The 14,870-nt window shown below is 67.6% G+C and carries 15 protein-coding genes; 5 read left to right on the top strand and 10 right to left on the bottom strand.

Features of this window, described 5'->3' with window-relative positions; all coding sequences use genetic code 11:
- Nucleotides 1-13: 13 nt before the first annotated feature.
- Nucleotides 14-763, bottom strand: coding sequence for a TerC family protein (locus tag AC13GF_RS03910; protein ID WP_126927678.1), 750 nt, complete (start codon nucleotides 761-763; stop codon nucleotides 14-16).
- Nucleotides 764-792: 29 nt separating this feature from the next.
- A complete protein-coding gene (locus AC13GF_RS03915) occupies nucleotides 793-1,188 on the bottom strand; it encodes a diacylglycerol kinase (RefSeq protein ID WP_099529847.1) in 396 nt (131 codons plus the stop codon).
- A 213-nt stretch (nucleotides 1,189-1,401) separates the two neighbouring features.
- On the opposite strand from AC13GF_RS03915, the gene AC13GF_RS03920 reads away from it, so the two are divergent.
- Nucleotides 1,402-2,103: an SGNH/GDSL hydrolase family protein gene (locus AC13GF_RS03920; protein WP_483003329.1), complete on the top strand. Its 702-nt coding sequence runs from the start codon at nucleotides 1,402-1,404 to the stop codon at nucleotides 2,101-2,103.
- A gap of 225 nt (nucleotides 2,104-2,328) precedes the next feature.
- Here the strand turns inward: AC13GF_RS03920 and AC13GF_RS03925 are convergent, their stop codons facing one another.
- From AC13GF_RS03925 to AC13GF_RS03935, 3 genes are all read right to left on the bottom strand, one after another.
- Entirely contained in the window at nucleotides 2,329-3,600 is a 1,272-nt protein-coding gene (locus AC13GF_RS03925; RefSeq protein WP_126927680.1) for a sensor histidine kinase, read from the bottom strand.
- Between the two features lie 155 nt (nucleotides 3,601-3,755).
- Nucleotides 3,756-4,469 (bottom strand): response regulator transcription factor, encoded by a 714-nt coding sequence (locus AC13GF_RS03930; RefSeq protein ID WP_002811889.1) that lies wholly within the window; start codon nucleotides 4,467-4,469, stop codon nucleotides 3,756-3,758.
- Between the two features lie 87 nt (nucleotides 4,470-4,556).
- Complete coding sequence (locus tag AC13GF_RS03935) at nucleotides 4,557-5,201, bottom strand: arylesterase (protein WP_483003331.1); 645 nt, start codon at nucleotides 5,199-5,201, stop codon at nucleotides 4,557-4,559.
- Nucleotides 5,202-5,276: 75 nt separating this feature from the next.
- On the opposite strand from AC13GF_RS03935, the gene AC13GF_RS03940 reads away from it, so the two are divergent.
- The 4 genes from AC13GF_RS03940 to AC13GF_RS03955 all read left to right on the top strand — a co-directional run bounded on the left by AC13GF_RS03940 (nucleotide 5,277) and on the right by AC13GF_RS03955 (nucleotide 9,347).
- Nucleotides 5,277-5,924, top strand: a complete 648-nt coding sequence (locus AC13GF_RS03940) for an ABC transporter ATP-binding protein (protein WP_126927681.1) — start codon at nucleotides 5,277-5,279, stop codon at nucleotides 5,922-5,924.
- The gene (locus AC13GF_RS03945) at nucleotides 5,921-8,437 is read left to right on the top strand and encodes an ABC transporter permease (protein ID WP_483003333.1); all 2,517 of its coding nucleotides are present in this window, start codon (nucleotides 5,921-5,923) and stop codon (nucleotides 8,435-8,437) included. Before AC13GF_RS03940 ends, AC13GF_RS03945 begins: the two co-directional genes overlap by 4 nt.
- 68 nt (nucleotides 8,438-8,505) lie before the next feature.
- On the top strand, nucleotides 8,506-8,859 hold the full coding sequence (locus tag AC13GF_RS03950; RefSeq protein ID WP_049444405.1) for a DMT family protein: 354 nt from the start codon (nucleotides 8,506-8,508) through the stop codon (nucleotides 8,857-8,859).
- Between the two features lie 20 nt (nucleotides 8,860-8,879).
- Complete coding sequence (locus AC13GF_RS03955; RefSeq protein WP_483003335.1) at nucleotides 8,880-9,347, top strand: hypothetical protein; 468 nt, start codon at nucleotides 8,880-8,882, stop codon at nucleotides 9,345-9,347.
- A gap of 45 nt (nucleotides 9,348-9,392) precedes the next feature.
- Here the strand turns inward: AC13GF_RS03955 and AC13GF_RS03960 are convergent, their stop codons facing one another.
- The 5 genes from AC13GF_RS03960 to AC13GF_RS03980 form a co-directional block, all read right to left on the bottom strand.
- Complete coding sequence (locus AC13GF_RS03960) at nucleotides 9,393-10,319, bottom strand: DUF6607 family protein (RefSeq protein WP_483003337.1); 927 nt, start codon at nucleotides 10,317-10,319, stop codon at nucleotides 9,393-9,395.
- 73 nt (nucleotides 10,320-10,392) lie between these two features.
- Nucleotides 10,393-10,992 (bottom strand): ChuX/HutX family heme-like substrate-binding protein, encoded by a 600-nt coding sequence (locus AC13GF_RS03965; protein WP_099553672.1) that lies wholly within the window; start codon nucleotides 10,990-10,992, stop codon nucleotides 10,393-10,395.
- 4 nt (nucleotides 10,993-10,996) lie between these two features.
- Nucleotides 10,997-13,240 (bottom strand): TonB-dependent hemoglobin/transferrin/lactoferrin family receptor, encoded by a 2,244-nt coding sequence (locus AC13GF_RS03970; RefSeq protein ID WP_483003339.1) that lies wholly within the window; start codon nucleotides 13,238-13,240, stop codon nucleotides 10,997-10,999.
- Nucleotides 13,241-13,393: 153 nt separating this feature from the next.
- On the bottom strand, nucleotides 13,394-13,588 hold the full coding sequence (gene hemP, locus AC13GF_RS03975) for a hemin uptake protein HemP (RefSeq protein WP_005412278.1): 195 nt from the start codon (nucleotides 13,586-13,588) through the stop codon (nucleotides 13,394-13,396).
- Nucleotides 13,589-13,859: 271 nt separating this feature from the next.
- Complete coding sequence (locus AC13GF_RS03980; RefSeq protein ID WP_483003341.1) at nucleotides 13,860-14,831, bottom strand: aldo/keto reductase; 972 nt, start codon at nucleotides 14,829-14,831, stop codon at nucleotides 13,860-13,862.
- Nucleotides 14,832-14,870: the final 39 nt, after the last annotated feature.

Below are 14,870 nucleotides of genomic sequence, written 5' to 3' on the forward strand. Positions count from 1 at the left end.
GCCAGCGGCGCGCTTACCAGTCGCCGGCACCCGGCACGTGGTGTTCGCGTGCGCGGCGGCGCATCAGCAGGTTCAGCCACTCCACCAGCACCGAGAAGCCCATGGCGGCGTAGATGTAAGGCTTGGGAATGTGCACGTCCAGGCCATCCAGGATCAGCACCGCACCGATCAGCAGGATGAAGGCCAGCGCCAGCATCTTCACGGTCGGGTTGGCGTCGATGAAGCGGCCCAGCGGGTTGGCGGCCAGCAGCATCACCGCCACCGACAGCAGGATCGCGGCGACCATCACCGGCACGTGGTCAGCGATGCCGACCGCGGTGATCACCGAGTCCAGCGAGAACACGATGTCGATGACCGCGATCTGCGCGATCACGTAGCCGAACACGGCCGAGGTCTTGGTCGTGCTCGGATCTTCATCCTCGCCACCGGTGATCATTTCCCTGATCTCCATCCAACCCTTGATGATCAGGAACAGGCCACCAACGATCAGCACCAGGTCGCGGATGGAAATGCCCATGCCGGCCACGGTGAACAGGTTCGCCTGCATGTGCGCCAGGTACGCCAGCGATACCAGCAGGCCGATACGGGTGATACAGGCCACCGCGATGCCGAGCCGGCGCGCGAACGGGCGGCGGTGCTCTGGCAGCTTGCTGACGGCGATGGAGATGAACACCAGGTTGTCGATGCCGAGCACGATTTCCAGCGCGCTCAGCGTGAACAGGGTCAACCAGACATTCGGATCGGCAAGAAACTCAAGGGACATGGGAAGTCTTCAACAAGGGGGAATGGGGATCAGCCGTAATTGCCGGCCATTGCATGCGGGACCACGACCAGCGCCCAGCACAGAAGCACGTTCATCATCAGCACGAAGACCGCCGCCGAGCCCATGTCCTTGGCGCGGCCGGCCAGCTCGTGGATCTCGCTGCCGTAACGTTCGATCACCGCTTCGATGGCCGAGTTGGCCAGTTCCATCGCCAGCACCAGCAGCATCGAGCCGATCAGCAGCGCGCGCTCGACCGGAGTCTGGCCCAGCCAGATCGCGACCGGGGCCAGCAGGATCAGCAGGTAGACCTCCAGCCGGAACGAGGACTCATGCAGCCAGGCGGCGCGCAGGCCCTGCCAGGACCAGCGGGCGGCCTGGAAGATGCGGCGCGGGCCGCGGGGCAGATGGCCGAACTGATCAGCCACGGGTGGAACATCCAGCAACAGGGGCGCGGCGCAGCGACCGCTCAGACGCACGGCAGGGAATCATGGGTGCACAGGGATAGGCAGATGGCCGCCATTTTGCCACAAGGCCGCCAGCCGCATCCCGGCACCGGCCAGGTGAATGGACTGCCAGGGGCAAGCCCCGGCCCGCCCCAGCTTCTATGATGGCTTCCCACTTCCCTGCTGGAGCGCCTGATGTCCCGTCGCCGTACCTGCCTGCTGATGCTGGGCCTGCTGACCGCCGCACCGCTTGCCCAGGCGCTGAGCCCGGCCAAGCCGCCGCGCGTGCCCGAGCAGGTCTCCAACGTGGCCTGGGCCGGCGACATGGCCCACTTCGCCAACGCCGACCAGGCCAACCCACCGCCACGGGGCGGCATCGAGTTCATCGGCAGCTCCTCGATCCGCATGTGGGAAGGCCTGGCAGCCGACTTCCCCGGCCAGCCGGTGTTCAACCGCGGCTTCGGCGGTTCGGAAGTGCGCGACAGCACCTGGTATGCCGACCGCATCGTGGTGCCGTATGCACCGTGCAAGGTGTTCTTCTACGCCGGTGACAACGACCTCAACAGCGGCCGCAGTGCCGTGCAGGTGCGCGACGATGTGGTTGCCTTCGTGCAGCGCGTGCATCGCGACCTGCCGAAGACCAGGGTCGAGTACCTGTCGATCAAGCCGAGCCCGTCGCGTGCGCATCTGCTGCCGGCGATCAACGAAGCCAATACGCTGATCAAGGCCGCCCTGGCCAAGCTGCCCAACACCGGTTTCACCGACGTCTACACGCCGATGCTCGGCACCGATGGCCAGCCGGATGCGTCGCTGTTCCGCGAGGACATGCTGCACATGACTCCGGCCGGCTATGCGATCTGGACCAGGGCGCTGGCGCCGAAGGTCCACTGCAACTGAGCAACCCCATCCACGCATGGCGTGGATCTACTGCGGATCGCGGGAAACTGTCGAAGGCGGGGCGGTGCGGGTTTGCAGGACCGTTGGCGCCATGGATGGCGCCATCGAGCCCCCATGGACGGGTTTACGGCGTGTCCTGCAAACCCACACCGCCCCGCCATTCCACGGAATGCCCGCTTTTGATGTTGCCTCGGCGGGTGCCGGGCGCAGCCCGGCAAAATCCCTCTACCGGAAGATCACCGTGGCCTCGGTGCCCTGACCCGGCTCGCTGGCCAGGCTGACCTTCCAGCCGAAGCGATCGCACAGCCGGCGTACGATCGACAGGCCCAGGCCGGTGCCCTGCGGGCGGCTCGGCTCGGCGCGGTAGAACGGCTCGAAGGCCCGCGACAGCGCGTCGGCCGACATGCCGATACCGGTATCGCGCACCACCACCCGGTCGTTGTGCACATGCACGTCGATGCGCCCCTCATCGGTGTAGCTGCAGGCGTTGCGCACCAGGTTGCTGACCACCACCTGCAGCACCCGCGGCGGCGCATGCAGCTGCACCGGGCCATCGCTGTGCAAATGCACCGACACCGGGCGCGTACCCAGCAGTTCGTTGGCGTTGTCCACTTCGTAGCGGACGATGTCGTTGACGTCGAACAGCTCGACCTGGGGCTCGACGTCGGCCTCGCGGGCCAGGATCAGGAAGGCATCGATCACCGCCTCCATGTCACGGCCTGCACGCTGGATGCGCTGCAGGCTGCGGCGCAGGCGCGGCTCCAGGCTGTCATCGCCCAGTGCCATGTCGCTGGCGACGCGGATGACGGTCAGCGGCGTGCGCAGCTCATGGCTGGCATCACGGGTGAAATTGCGCTCGCGCGCCACATGCGCGCTGACCCGGTTGGCCAGCGAATGCAGTGCGGCCGCCAGCTGCCGGGTCTCGCCCTGCATGTCCGCCGGCAGCTTGTTCGGCTCCAGGTCGGCCGCCTCCGGGTGGCCCGGGTCCCAGCGTGAGACGCGCCGCGCCAGCCAGTTCACCGGCGACACCAGGCGCTTGGAAGCACGATAGGTGACCCAGCTGGCGCCATACACCGCCAGCAGGGTCAGCAGCACCGGCACGATGCCGAACCAGAACGCCAGCATCTCCGCGCGCGAACGCAGGAATACCAGATACAGGCGGCCGGCCGGGCGCACATCGACCAGCACCAGCTGGTCGTCCCCACGCAGTTCGTGGAAGCCCGGCTCCAGGTTGCGCAGGTTGGCCGGCAACGACAGGGCCGACTGCCCGCTTTCCAGCAGGTAGCCACGGATGTTCTGGGTGTTGGGTGGCGGCTGCACCGGCGAGGCCTCGTGCAGCGTCCAGAAGTACGCCGCCTCCTCGCGCAGGGCGGCGCCGACCAGGCTGTGCTTGATCACCAGCGAAACCAGCCACGCACCGAGCAGGATGCCCAGGCTGGCCAGCACTGCCTGCAGGATGAAAGCGATACGGATCTTGCGCGGCAGGCCGTGCGGCATTGCGGGGTCCCGGTCAGAGCGCTGCGATTATAGGCAGCGCACCGCGCCGTTGGGATGCACGGGCGATGACCGGCGGCGCTGCCGGACGGTCATCCCCTGCCCGTGTGCCCGGCCGCAGCCCGGCCCGGCCTGCGGCTGCACCGGCGCGGGCCTGCTCAGGCCATCGGCTGGGCGATGTCGGCAATGCGGTAGCCGGCACTCTGCACGGTATGCAGCAGCGGACGGTCGAACGGCTTGTCGATGATCTTGCGCAGGTTGTACAGGTGGCTGCGCAGGGTGTCCGAATCCGGCAGGCCGTTGCCCCAGATCTCGCGTTCGATCTCCTGGCGGGTGACCACGCGCGGCGATTCGCGCATCAGGATGGTCAGCAGGCGCAGGCCGATCGGCGACAGCTGCAGCTCGGTACCGGCACGGGTGGCACGCATGCTGACCGGATCGAGCACCAGGTCGGCAACCTTCAGCACTTCCGAACCGACCTGGCGACGCTCGCGGCGGATCAGCGCGCGCAGGCGGGCTTCCAGCTCCTGGATCGCGAACGGCTTGGTCAGGTAGTCATCGGCGCCGAAACCGAGGCCGGTGAGCTTGTCGTCCAGCGTGTCGCGTGCCGTGAGCATCAGCACCGGGGTGGACTTGCGCGCATCGTTGCGCAGGCGACGGCACACTTCGATGCCATCCAGGCGCGGCAACATCAAGTCGAGCACCACGACGTCATAGCTGTTTTCCGCCGCAAGGCGGTAGCCATCCAGGCCGTCCTGTGCATAGTCGACTTCGAAGCCGCGACCTTCCAGGTATTCCCCGATCATCTCGGAGATGTTGCGGTTGTCTTCGACCACCAGCACCAAGCCGGAGGTCTCCTTCGTCTGACGCATGTGATTCCCTCTAACTTCAGCTTTGTGAAACATGCCGGATCGACGGTGGACGCGATGTGAAGTTCCGTCAAGAGGGATGTAAATCGTTCAGAGCAGGGGGCGCAGCAGCGGCCAGACGTTGTCCAGCACCTTCGGCTGCGCCTGTGCGGTCGGGTGCAGGCCGTCGGCCTGCATCATGCCCGGCTGCAGCGCCACGCCCTCCAGCAGGAAGGGCAGCAGCGGCACCTTGTACTGCGTGGCCAGCGCCTTGTAGGCCGCCGCCAGGCGCTGGCGATAGGCCGGGCCGTAGTTGGGCGGCACGTCGATGCCCAGCAGCAGCACCTTGGCACCGGCCTTCTGGCTGGCCTGCACCATCTTTTCCAGGTTGCCCTGCACCTGCGCCGGGGTCAGCCCGCGCAGTGCGTCATTGCCGCCGAGGGCAATCACCACCACGGCCGGTTTTTCCTTCGCCAGCAGGCCCGGCAGGCGGGTCAGCGCGCCGGCGGTGGTTTCCCCGCTCATGCTGGCGTTGACGATGCGCGCCGGGGTTTTCGACTGCTGCCTGACCCGCTGCTGCAGCAGGCTGACCCAGCCGGCGTCGGCGGGGATATTGTGGGCTGCACTGAGGCTGTCGCCGAGGACCAGCACAGTGCCGGCCGGACCTTTGGCACAGGCCAGCCCGGGCAGCAGCAGGAACCCTAGCAGCAGCACCATCATCACGCCGGCTCGCCGGCTCCATCCCGTCTTGCGCATTGGAGTCTCCTCATCGACAGCCTGTCCCCCCGCAGCGCGTCCGTTGCCATCGCCGTCGACCAGGTCGGCAAATCCGTGCAGGGCCCGGAGGGTGAAGTCCACATACTGGACAACATCACCCTGACCGTCCATGAAGGCACCAGCGCGGCCATCGTCGGCGCCTCCGGTTCCGGCAAGACCACCCTGCTCGGCCTGCTGGCCGGGCTGGACCTGCCCAGCCGCGGCCGCATCAGCCTGGCCGGGCACGACCTGGGAAACCTTGACGAGGAAGCACGGGCCCAGCTGCGCGCGCGTGAGGTCGGCTTCGTGTTCCAGAGCTTCCACCTGCTGCCAGCGCTGACCGCCGCCGAGAATGTCGCGCTACCGCTGGAACTGGCCGGGCGCGAAGACCGGGCGCGGGTCGATGAAGTGCTGGCCCAGGTCGGCCTGGCCCATCGTGCCCGCCACTACCCGCGCCAGCTGTCTGGCGGCGAGCAGCAGCGCGTGGCGCTGGCACGTGCCTTCGTCACCCGCCCGCGCATCCTGTTCGCCGATGAACCGACCGGCTCGCTGGACCATGCCACCGGCCAGCACATCAGCGACCTGCTGTTCGAACTCAACGCCGGCAGCGGCACCACCCTGGTGCTGGTCACCCACGACCTGCGCCTGGCCCAGCGCTGCCAGTACATCCACCGCATCGACAACGGCCAGCTGCTGCCGGTCGAGCGCGGGGCGCAGGCATGAACCTGCTGCGGCACGCGTGGCGCGCGCTGCGCCGCGAGGCGCTGGCCGGCGACCTGCTGACCGTGTTCGCCGCACTGGTGCTGGGCGTGGCGGTGATGACCGCGGTCGGCACGCTGGTGAACCGGGTCAACCTGGCACTGACCGGCAGCGCGGCGGAAATGCTCGGTGGCGACCTCGGCATCGCCGGGCGCGATGACCCGCCGCAGGCGTTCGCCGACGAGGCGCAGCGGCGTGGACTGGCATACACCCGCATCGCCAGCTTCGGCAGCGTGCTGTTCAACGGTGATGCCAGCCAGATGGCCAGCATCAAGGCGGTGCAGGCGGGTTATCCGCTGCGTGGCACGCTGCGGGTGCGGGCCACACCCGGCGGCGCCCTGATCGCCGAGGCCGGCATGCCGCCCAAGGGCCAGGCCTATGCCGACCCGCGCCTGCTGCAGGGGCTGGGGCTGAAGGCCGGCGATGACCTCGAATTCGGCGCCGGCACGCTGCGCATCGCCGGCATCATCGAGGCCGAGCCGGATGCCGGCGGCGACCTGCTGACCCTCTCCCCCACCCTGCTGGTCAACCGCGCCGATGTGGAGGGCACCGGACTGCTCGGCCCCGGCAGCCGCATCAACTACCGGCTGATGTTCGCCGGAGCAGCCGACCAGATCGCCGCGCTGCGGCAATGGCTGCTGCCGCAGGTGAAGGGCCTTCGCCTGCTGAGCGTGGACGACACCCAGCGCGGCGTGCGCCAGGCCTTTGATCTTGCCGGGCGCTTCCTCGGCCTGAGCGCGCTGCTGGCGGTATTGCTGGCCGGTGTGGCCACGGCGCTGGCGGCCAACCGCTTCGCGCTGCGCCGCATCGACCAGGTGGCGATCCTGCGCTGCCTGGGTGCGCGCCAGCGCGACATCCTGTCCGGTCTGGCACTGCAGCTGCTGATGCTAGCAGTGCCCGCCTGCGCACTCGGCATCGGCCTGGGCATGGCTGCGCAGGAAGGCCTGGTGCAGGTACTGGGCAGCCTGGTGCCGCAGCGCTTGCCGCTGCCCGAGGCAATGCCGGCGCTGACCGGCGCCGGCATCGGCCTGTTGCTGCTGTTCGGCTTCGGCCTGCCGCCGCTGCTGCGCCTGCGCGGCGTGCCGCCGATGCGCGTGCTCAACCGCTCCTTCGCCACCCTGCCACCGGCCTCACTGCTGGCCTATGTGGCGGCGCTGGCGGCCAGCCTGGTGCTGGCGGTGCAGGTCACCGGCGACCTCAAGCTGGCGTTGTGGGTGCTGGGCGGCCTGGGCGGGCTGGCGGTGGCGGCCGGCGTGGTCGGTTTGGTGCTGCTGCAGCTGCTGCGCGGCCTGCAGCACCATCTGCACGGCCACTGGCGGCTGGGCCTGGCGGCGCTGACCCGGCGCCGGATGCTGGCGGTGATGCAGCTGGTGGGCTTGTCACTGTCGCTGTGCGCGCTGTTGCTGCTGGCGGTGACCGGCCCCGGCCTGCTGCAGCAGTGGCGCGAACGCCTGCCCGCGGATACACCGAACTACTTCCTGATCAACATCCAGCCCGAACAGCGCGACAGCGTGCTGGCCGCACTGCAGGGGCTGGGCGCGGCCGATGCCAGCGTCGAACCGATGGCCACCGGCCGCCTGATCGCGATCAACGGCAAACCCCCGCTGCGCGTGGACCGTACACCGGAGCAGAACGGCCAGCCGGCACAGGGCGAAGGCCAGCGCGACGACGATGACGAGAACCGGCCGTTGAACTTCAGCTGGCGCAGCACCTTCCCGCCGGCCAACACGCTGGTCAACGGCACGTTCTGGAAGGCTGACAGCACCGCGCCGGAAGCCTCGGTGGAGATCGGCTGGGCCAAGCGCTACGGCGTGTACCCGGGCGACCGCATCACCATTGCCGTGGGCGAACAGGAACGCGAGTTCACCGTCACCAGCGTGCGCAAGGCGGACTGGAACACCTTCCGCCCAAACTTCTTCGTGCTGCTCAATCCCAACGCGGTGGGCGATACGCCGCACAACCTGCTGTCGGCGTTCCATCTGCCGGCCGGCAAGGCGGCGGGCCTGGGTGCGCTGGTACGCGAACAGCCGAACCTGTCGCTGCTGGATGTCGATGCGGTCATTTCGCAGGTACGCGAGGTGATGAACCGGGTCGCGCAGGCGGTGCAGCTGGTGATGGTATTCAGCCTGCTGGCCGGCGTGCTGGTGCTGCTGGCTGCGCTGCAGGCCACGGCTGGCGAGCGCCGCTACGACAGCGCGGTGCTGCGCACGCTGGGCGCAACCCGGCGCCAGCTGCGCGGCGCGGTGCTGGTGGAATTTGGCGCGCTGGGCACGCTGGCGGCGATGCTGGCGGTGGGCGCGGCGGCCGCCATCGGCGTGGCGGTCTCGCAGAAGGTGTTCGAGCTGCCGTTGCTGCCGCCGTGGCCGGGCCTGCTGATCGGCGGCGTGGTCGGCATCGGGTTGAGCCTGCTGGCGGGCTGGTGGGGTACGCGGGCGATCCTGCATACGCCGCCGGCACTGGCCCTGCGCGAGGCCTGACGCGGCCGTGACACGCTGCGGGTGGGGCCGGCTGTATGCTGCGCGCCCCACCCGATGAGATCGCCCGGATGCCCGGCACGTCGTTCGCTGCTTACCTGTACCCGGTGTTGTTGCTGCTCGGCAGCAACATCTTCATGACCTTCGCCTGGTACGGCCACCTGAAGTACAAGAGCGCGCCGTTGATGATGGTGATCCTGGTCAGCTGGGGCATCGCCTTCTTCGAATACTGCCTGCAGGTGCCGGGCAACCGGCTGGGCAGCGCGGTGTATTCGGCGCCGCAGCTGAAGGGCATGCAGGAAGTGATCACGCTGCTGGTGTTTGCGGTGTTTTCCGCGTTCTACCTGGGCCAGCCGCTGAAGTGGAACCACTACGCCGCGTTCGGGTTGATCGTGGTGGCAGCATTTCTGATGTTCAAGGAGTAGAAATGAAACATGGATTCTGTTTGCGCATCCTTCTCGTCGGCGTCCCGCTGCTCGCCGCGTTGCCACCCGCAGGCGCCCGCACCGCGGCTGGCCACGCCCCGGATCCGGTGCAGGCCTTCATACTGGAAACGGTGCTGGCCGACGAGGCGCAAGCCTTCCACGAGGGCCACCCGACCTATCTGGTTCCGGCCAGCGTGTCACGCACGCGCACCGATGCCGAGGTGATGGCCGACCTGCGCGCGGAGTTCAACCGGTTCTACCAGGGGCAACCGAAGCCAAGAAAGGAAGTGGCGCACATGGCGATCCTGGTCTCGCAAACTGCGCTGCTGCTGCCGGACCGGAGCGCCTGCAGTACGGATCGAGTGCGTTGCCACGAAGCTGTCATGGGCGTCCGCACCCGCGATGACGAGGCGAGCCTGCAGGCCACCCTGCGTACCTTCCAGGATGCGGGTCTGGACCTGACCACCCTGGGTGGTCCGGCCTCCTGAGTGCAGTGCATCCACGCATGGCGTGGATGCGGTTGCGGCCCGGCGTTACCGGGCCTTTTCCACGTACTTGGCGAACACTTCGTCGATCTGCTTGTCCTTCACTTTCTTGCCGGACTGGATCTCTTCGGCCTGGGTGAACAGCGGAATGATCATCGCCATGCCGTCGATCTTGGTCTTCAGGTGCACGCCCGGGGCCTGGCCGAGGAAACCGTCCCAGCGCTGGCGCACCTTGGCCCAGTAACCGGCAGTAGCCTTCCAGTAGTTGCGCGCCGGGGTGAAGTCGACCTCGGTGGTCTTCACGTAGTCGTTGAAGCCGAACTCGCGTGCGATCTCCACCTGGCTGCCATCGGCATTGCGCTGCACCTTGGTGTTGAACTGTTCGTGGGTCCAGCCGTTCGGGGTCAGCGTATGGCGGTTGATCACGGCCAGCGCGTTGTAGTCGCTGCGCTTGGTGTACTCACGGCGCGGCAGCGGGCGCCAGCTCAGATCGCTGGTCCAGCTCGGCACGTTGTTGGTGTAGGTCCAGGTGCCGGTGCCGCAGTAGCGCGGTGCGTCGCTCACTTCGTACACGCACTGGGTCCAGGCGCCCTGGTTCACCGCCGCCGGAATGCTGCGTACGTTCCAGGTCTGGTCGGCACTGAACTCGAAACGGTTCGGTGCTTCGTACACCCAGTCCTGCCGCCAGTGCTTGGTGATGTGGCCGCTCTTCTCGTCCAGCAGCAGGTGCTGCAGCACGATGCGCTTCGGGGTGTCCTCGACCACGATGACCACTTCGCTGCCGCCGCTGCGCATCGCCGGTGCACGCTCGTAGCCCGGCTTCAGCAGCACGGTCTCGTCGAAGGCGAAGTCCACCGTGTACTCACCCTGCATGGCGAGGATGCTGTCGTGGTCGCGGGCGATATCGGAGGGCTGCGCGCTGGCCACGCCGCTGGCGGCGAGCAGCAGCATGGCGCTGGCTGTCTGGAGCTTCATCGGGGTCTTCCTTCGGGGTTGCAGATTCATTGAGGGGCCATCCGTGGCCAACGGGCGTTCCATCAGGAGAGGGTCACAGGCGGATCAGCGGCAGGTCGCCGGGGATCCGCGGCGCCGGGCGCCGGGCGGCGTCGGCACAGCAGCAGTCGTCGATCGCCAGCTCGCCTTCGGCACCTTCCAGGCGTGCGATGCGGCGCGCGGTGGCCGCGCCCAGCGAGGACAGGGTCGACAGGCTGGCAGCCAGGGTGCGGCCGTCGTCGGCGGCGTGCAGGCGCAGCGCGCACAGGCGCCAGCGCTGGCCGCCGAGATGGCCGGCCAGGCGCCGCCACAGGCGTTCGCCAACGCTCGCCTCGCTGTCATGTTCCGGTCCCGGCGGCAGCGCGGCCACCAGCCGGTCCCAGGCCAGGAAGTCGCTGTCGGGCAGCAGGTACAGGCGCCACACGCAGCGGCCGCGGCCATCAAGGAAGCACAGGCTTTCGCGCAGGCCCTCGCTGTCCACGCCCTGGCAGGCGTGTACGCGTACGGCCTGGCGCCAGCCGCCCAGCTCGTTGCCGTCGGCGTGGTACAGGCACAACACGGTGCCGAGCGTAGCCAGCTGTGCCGGGGTCGGCCAGGCCGCGCTGTGCGGCGCGGCGATGGAGTCATTCCTGCGTGCGGACAGTGCTCGGCTCATGAGGTCACCAGGAAACGGCAAGGCTGGCGGAGAAGGTGCGGCCCGGGCTGCTGAAACGATCGCTCAGTGCGCGATTGGTGATCAGGCTCGGGGTGATCGACGACCATTCGATGTAGCGCTTGTCGGCCAGGTTGAACACGCCGACATTGAAGATGGCACCCGGTGCGAAGTTCCAGTGCGCCATCAGGTCCAGCACGCCGTAGCCGGCCGGCTGGTAGACGAACGGCGCCGGTGCGTTCGGATTGGTCTGCGCAGCAGGCGGCGGCAGGCGCTTCTTGCGCTGCACGAAGGTACCGGCCAGTTCGACGCCCCAGGTGTCGGTGTCGTACATCAGGCCCAGCGTGCCACGCAACGGATCGACCGAGGCCAGCGGTTCGTCATCGGTCCGGTTGTCACCACGCGACCATGCCAACGCACTGCGCAGCGCCCAGCCCTTCAGCGCCGGGCTGAGTTCGCCGAACTCGATGCCGGCCTTCATTTCCGCGCCATAGATGCGCGCGTCGGCGATGTTCTGCGACTGGAACACGGTCAAACCCTGTGCGTTGCGGCCGGTATCGACGTTGGACTGGATGAAATCCTTGTAGTCGTTGTAGTAGCCGCTGACGCTGACGTACGCCGCCGGCGCGATGAAGCGCAGGCCCAGTTCGTAGCCGTCGCTGGTTTCCGGCTTCAGGTCCGGATTGGCGATGGCGGTATAGCGGAAGGCGACGTTGGTCAGGCCGATGTTGACGTCGTTGTACGGCGGCGAACGGAAGCCACGCGCATAACCGGCGAACAGCGACCATTCGTCGGTGAAGCGCCAGACCATGCCCAGCTTCGGCGACACGCTGGTCTTCTTCAGCTGCGCCACGGCCGTGGTCGGGTTGTCTTCGGCGAAGATGCCGTCCACTTCCGGCTTCAGCTCGTAGCGGTCCACGCGCACGCCCGGCACCAGCGACAGCCTGCCATCGGCAAAGCGCATCTCATCCTGTGCATACAGGCCCAGCTCGGTGGTCTTGCTGATCGGGAAGTCACGCACCGGGAAGGTGTCCGGCAGCACCGTGTTGCTGACCACGCCCGCCTTGCTGACCTGATAGCCGTCGCGCTTCTGGCGGATCTCGGTACGGGTGCCTTCGAAACCGTAGGTCAATGCGTGCTCGACGCTGCCGGTGGTGAACGCCTTGTTGAACTGCGCCTGCAGGCCATAGGCATGCTGGTCGAAGGAGAACACGCGGTGGCGGCGGGTGCCGTCGGTGCGGGTCTCGTCGGTCTGCTGCCGGGTTTCGCTGTTCTGCGCGTACACCTGCCAATGCAGGCTGTCGGCGAACGGCTGGTCCAGCGCATCCATCTCGTGGGCGAAGGACACACGGTTGCGCTTCTGGGTGTCGTGGGACTTCATGCCAGTGGCCGCTGCCATCGCGCCGGGGCGCGGTGCAACGCTGGCGATCGCCGACAGCACATTGGTATCGGTGGTGTCTTCGTTGCCTTCCACGGTCAAGCGGAAGCGCTGGTCTTCGCTGGGTGCATAGACCAGCTTGCTGAGCAGGCTGCGGCCGTCGCGATCCTGCGGATTGGACGCGGTGCGGGTGTCGTTGTCGCTGCGTACCGTGCCCTTGTTGTCCGTTTCCTGGCCCTGGTGGTGGTTGACGTTGACCAGGCCGCTCCAGCGGTCGCCACCAAAGGCGGCCGTGGCACCGCCGAGCAGGCCCTTCCACTCACCGTCATAGCCGAACTTCAGGCCGAAGTAGCTGTTCTTGCCGTCCTTGAGGTAGTCGGCCGGGTCCTTGGTCACGAACGCGACCACGCCACCGAGTGCGTCGGAGCCGTACAGCGAGCTGGCCGGTCCACGCACGATCTCGACGCGCTTGAGCGTATCGAGGTCGGTGAAGTTGCGGTTGGAACTGGCGAACGAACCGATGTCGAACCGGGTCGGCATGACGATGCCGTCGGTCTGGATGCGCACGCGGTTGCCGTCCAGGCCACGGATGCGGAAACCATCCAGGCCGAAGCGGGTCGCGCTGCGGGTGACCGACAGGCCCGGCTCGTAGCGCACCAGATCCTTGATGTCCTGCACCAGGTGCCGGTCCATCTGCTCACGGTCGATGACATCCACGGTGGCTGCCACGTCGCTCACGGCCCGCTCGGTGCGGGTGGCGGTGACCTGCACCCGATCGAATTCGCGCGCATCGGGGGCAGCAGTGGCAGCAGCGTGGGCGGACAGCGGCAGCGCCATCCAGACAGCAAGGCAAAGGGCGGTATGGCGGGTCATCGGGTTCGTTCGGTCAGGCAGGGGAACCCCCGGTTACCGGCACACCCGGAAGGTGCACGCGGTAGACCGAGGGGGAGAGAGCGGGAGCGGACGGGTCGCCCACCCTGTCGGCGCTGCCGGCAGGAGGGAGGGAGGCGGGCGACCAGGCCGCGATTACTTGGTCAGGATCAGCTTGTCGTTGCTGGTGTGCCGCAGGCGATAGAAGCGGTCGCCGTGCTGGATCAGGATTTCACGACGGCCCTTGAGTAGGGCTTCGCTGTCGATGACCTCTTCCGGCGGAACGACGCGGACCGGTCGATCGCGGAGGGTCAGCGTTTCGGGGCGCAGCAGTACAGGTTGAGCATTCATGAGCATCTGGACTCGTGCGAGGGACGAGTTAAATGATAATGATTCTCAGTTGACAATCAACAACCATTCTCAATTTCATTGATGAGATTAATGATCGAATTCTGAAATTCGATAGACCACATCAATTAAATCGCGACGCAGGTGTGTAGAGTCGACTGTTAGTCGACTGCTGTTGCTCGAAGCAGTCGACTAACAGTCGACTCTACCGAGGCCCGAGCCCGAGCCCGAGCCGGCCCGACCGAGGCCCCCGAGGCCCGGTCGGCCCCGGGGTTCAGGCGAAGACGGCTTCGACCTGGGCCCAGCCGGCCGCGTCAACCTGCTCCAGTACGTCCAGTGCCTGCAGGTTCTGCAGCAGTTGGCTGACCCGGCTGGCGCCGAGGATCACGCTGGAGACGTTCGGGTTGCGCAGGCACCAGGCGATGGCCAGCGTGGCCGGGGCGTGTCCCAGCGCGCGCGCCACCTCGCTGAAGCGGCGCACCTGGGCCAGGCGGGCCCCGGCGTCGGCACCCAGTACCAGGTCCTGCAGCCATTCCATGCCCTCGCGGCCCAGCCGCGCATCGGCCGGAATACCCTGGTCGTACTTGCCGCTGAGCAGGCCCGAGGCCAGCGGCGAGAAGATGGTGGTGCCCAGGCCGGCACCGGCATACAGCGGCGCGTACTCGACCTCGACCCGTTCGCGGTGCAGCAGGTTGTACTGCGGCTGCTCCATCGACGGGCCCTGCAGGTTGTGCGCCTCGGCGATGTCCAGCGCCTGCTGGATCTGCACCGCCGACCACTCCGAGGTGCCCCAGTAGAGGATCTTGCCCTGCCGTACCAGGGTATCCATCGCATGCACGGTCTCGGCGATCGGCGCGTCCGGATCCGGGCGGTGGCAGTAATAAAGGTCCAGGTAGTCCACCCGCAGGCGCTTGAGTGCGGCGTGGCAGGCGTCGGTCACGTGCTTGCGCGACAGCCCGCGCTGGGTCGGCCGCGGGTCCTTGGCGCTGCCGAAGAACACCTTGCTGGACACGCAGAAACCGTCGCGCGGCAGGCGCAGGTCGGTGATCACATCGCCCATGACCTGTTCGGCACGACCGTTGGCATAACCCTCGGCGTTGTCGAAGAAGTTGACGCCATGATCCCAGGCGGCGGCCACCAGGTTGCGGGCCTCATCGCGCGGGACCTGGTCGCCGAAGGTCACCCAGGCGCCGAAGGACAAGGCGGAAATCGGCAGGCCGGTGGAGCCCAGGCGACGGTATTGCATGCGAATCTCCTGCTGCGGGCCCGCATCCGGGCCGGGATC

This window comes from Stenotrophomonas sp. 22LJNL06-5-1 (assembly GCF_056861455.1).

Coding starts and splice junctions, on each gene's coding strand:
- AC13GF_RS03960 (WP_483003337.1), bottom strand. CDS start 10,319: ATGAAGCTCCAGACAGCCAGCGCCATGCTGCTGCTCGCCGCCAGCGGC.
- AC13GF_RS03930 (WP_002811889.1), bottom strand. CDS start 4,469: ATGCGTCAGACGAAGGAGACCTCCGGCTTGGTGCTGGTGGTCGAAGAC.
- AC13GF_RS03970 (WP_483003339.1), bottom strand. CDS start 13,240: ATGACCCGCCATACCGCCCTTTGCCTTGCTGTCTGGATGGCGCTGCCG.
- AC13GF_RS03980 (WP_483003341.1), bottom strand. CDS start 14,831: ATGCAATACCGTCGCCTGGGCTCCACCGGCCTGCCGATTTCCGCCTTG.
- AC13GF_RS03925 (WP_126927680.1), bottom strand. CDS start 3,600: ATGCCGCACGGCCTGCCGCGCAAGATCCGTATCGCTTTCATCCTGCAG.
- AC13GF_RS03920 (WP_483003329.1), top strand. CDS start 1,402: ATGTCCCGTCGCCGTACCTGCCTGCTGATGCTGGGCCTGCTGACCGCC.
- AC13GF_RS03950 (WP_049444405.1), top strand. CDS start 8,506: ATGCCCGGCACGTCGTTCGCTGCTTACCTGTACCCGGTGTTGTTGCTG.
- AC13GF_RS03910 (WP_126927678.1), bottom strand. CDS start 763: ATGTCCCTTGAGTTTCTTGCCGATCCGAATGTCTGGTTGACCCTGTTC.
- AC13GF_RS03935 (WP_483003331.1), bottom strand. CDS start 5,201: ATGCGCAAGACGGGATGGAGCCGGCGAGCCGGCGTGATGATGGTGCTG.
- hemP (WP_005412278.1), bottom strand. CDS start 13,588: ATGAATGCTCAACCTGTACTGCTGCGCCCCGAAACGCTGACCCTCCGC.
- AC13GF_RS03965 (WP_099553672.1), bottom strand. CDS start 10,992: ATGAGCCGAGCACTGTCCGCACGCAGGAATGACTCCATCGCCGCGCCG.
- AC13GF_RS03945 (WP_483003333.1), top strand. CDS start 5,921: ATGAACCTGCTGCGGCACGCGTGGCGCGCGCTGCGCCGCGAGGCGCTG.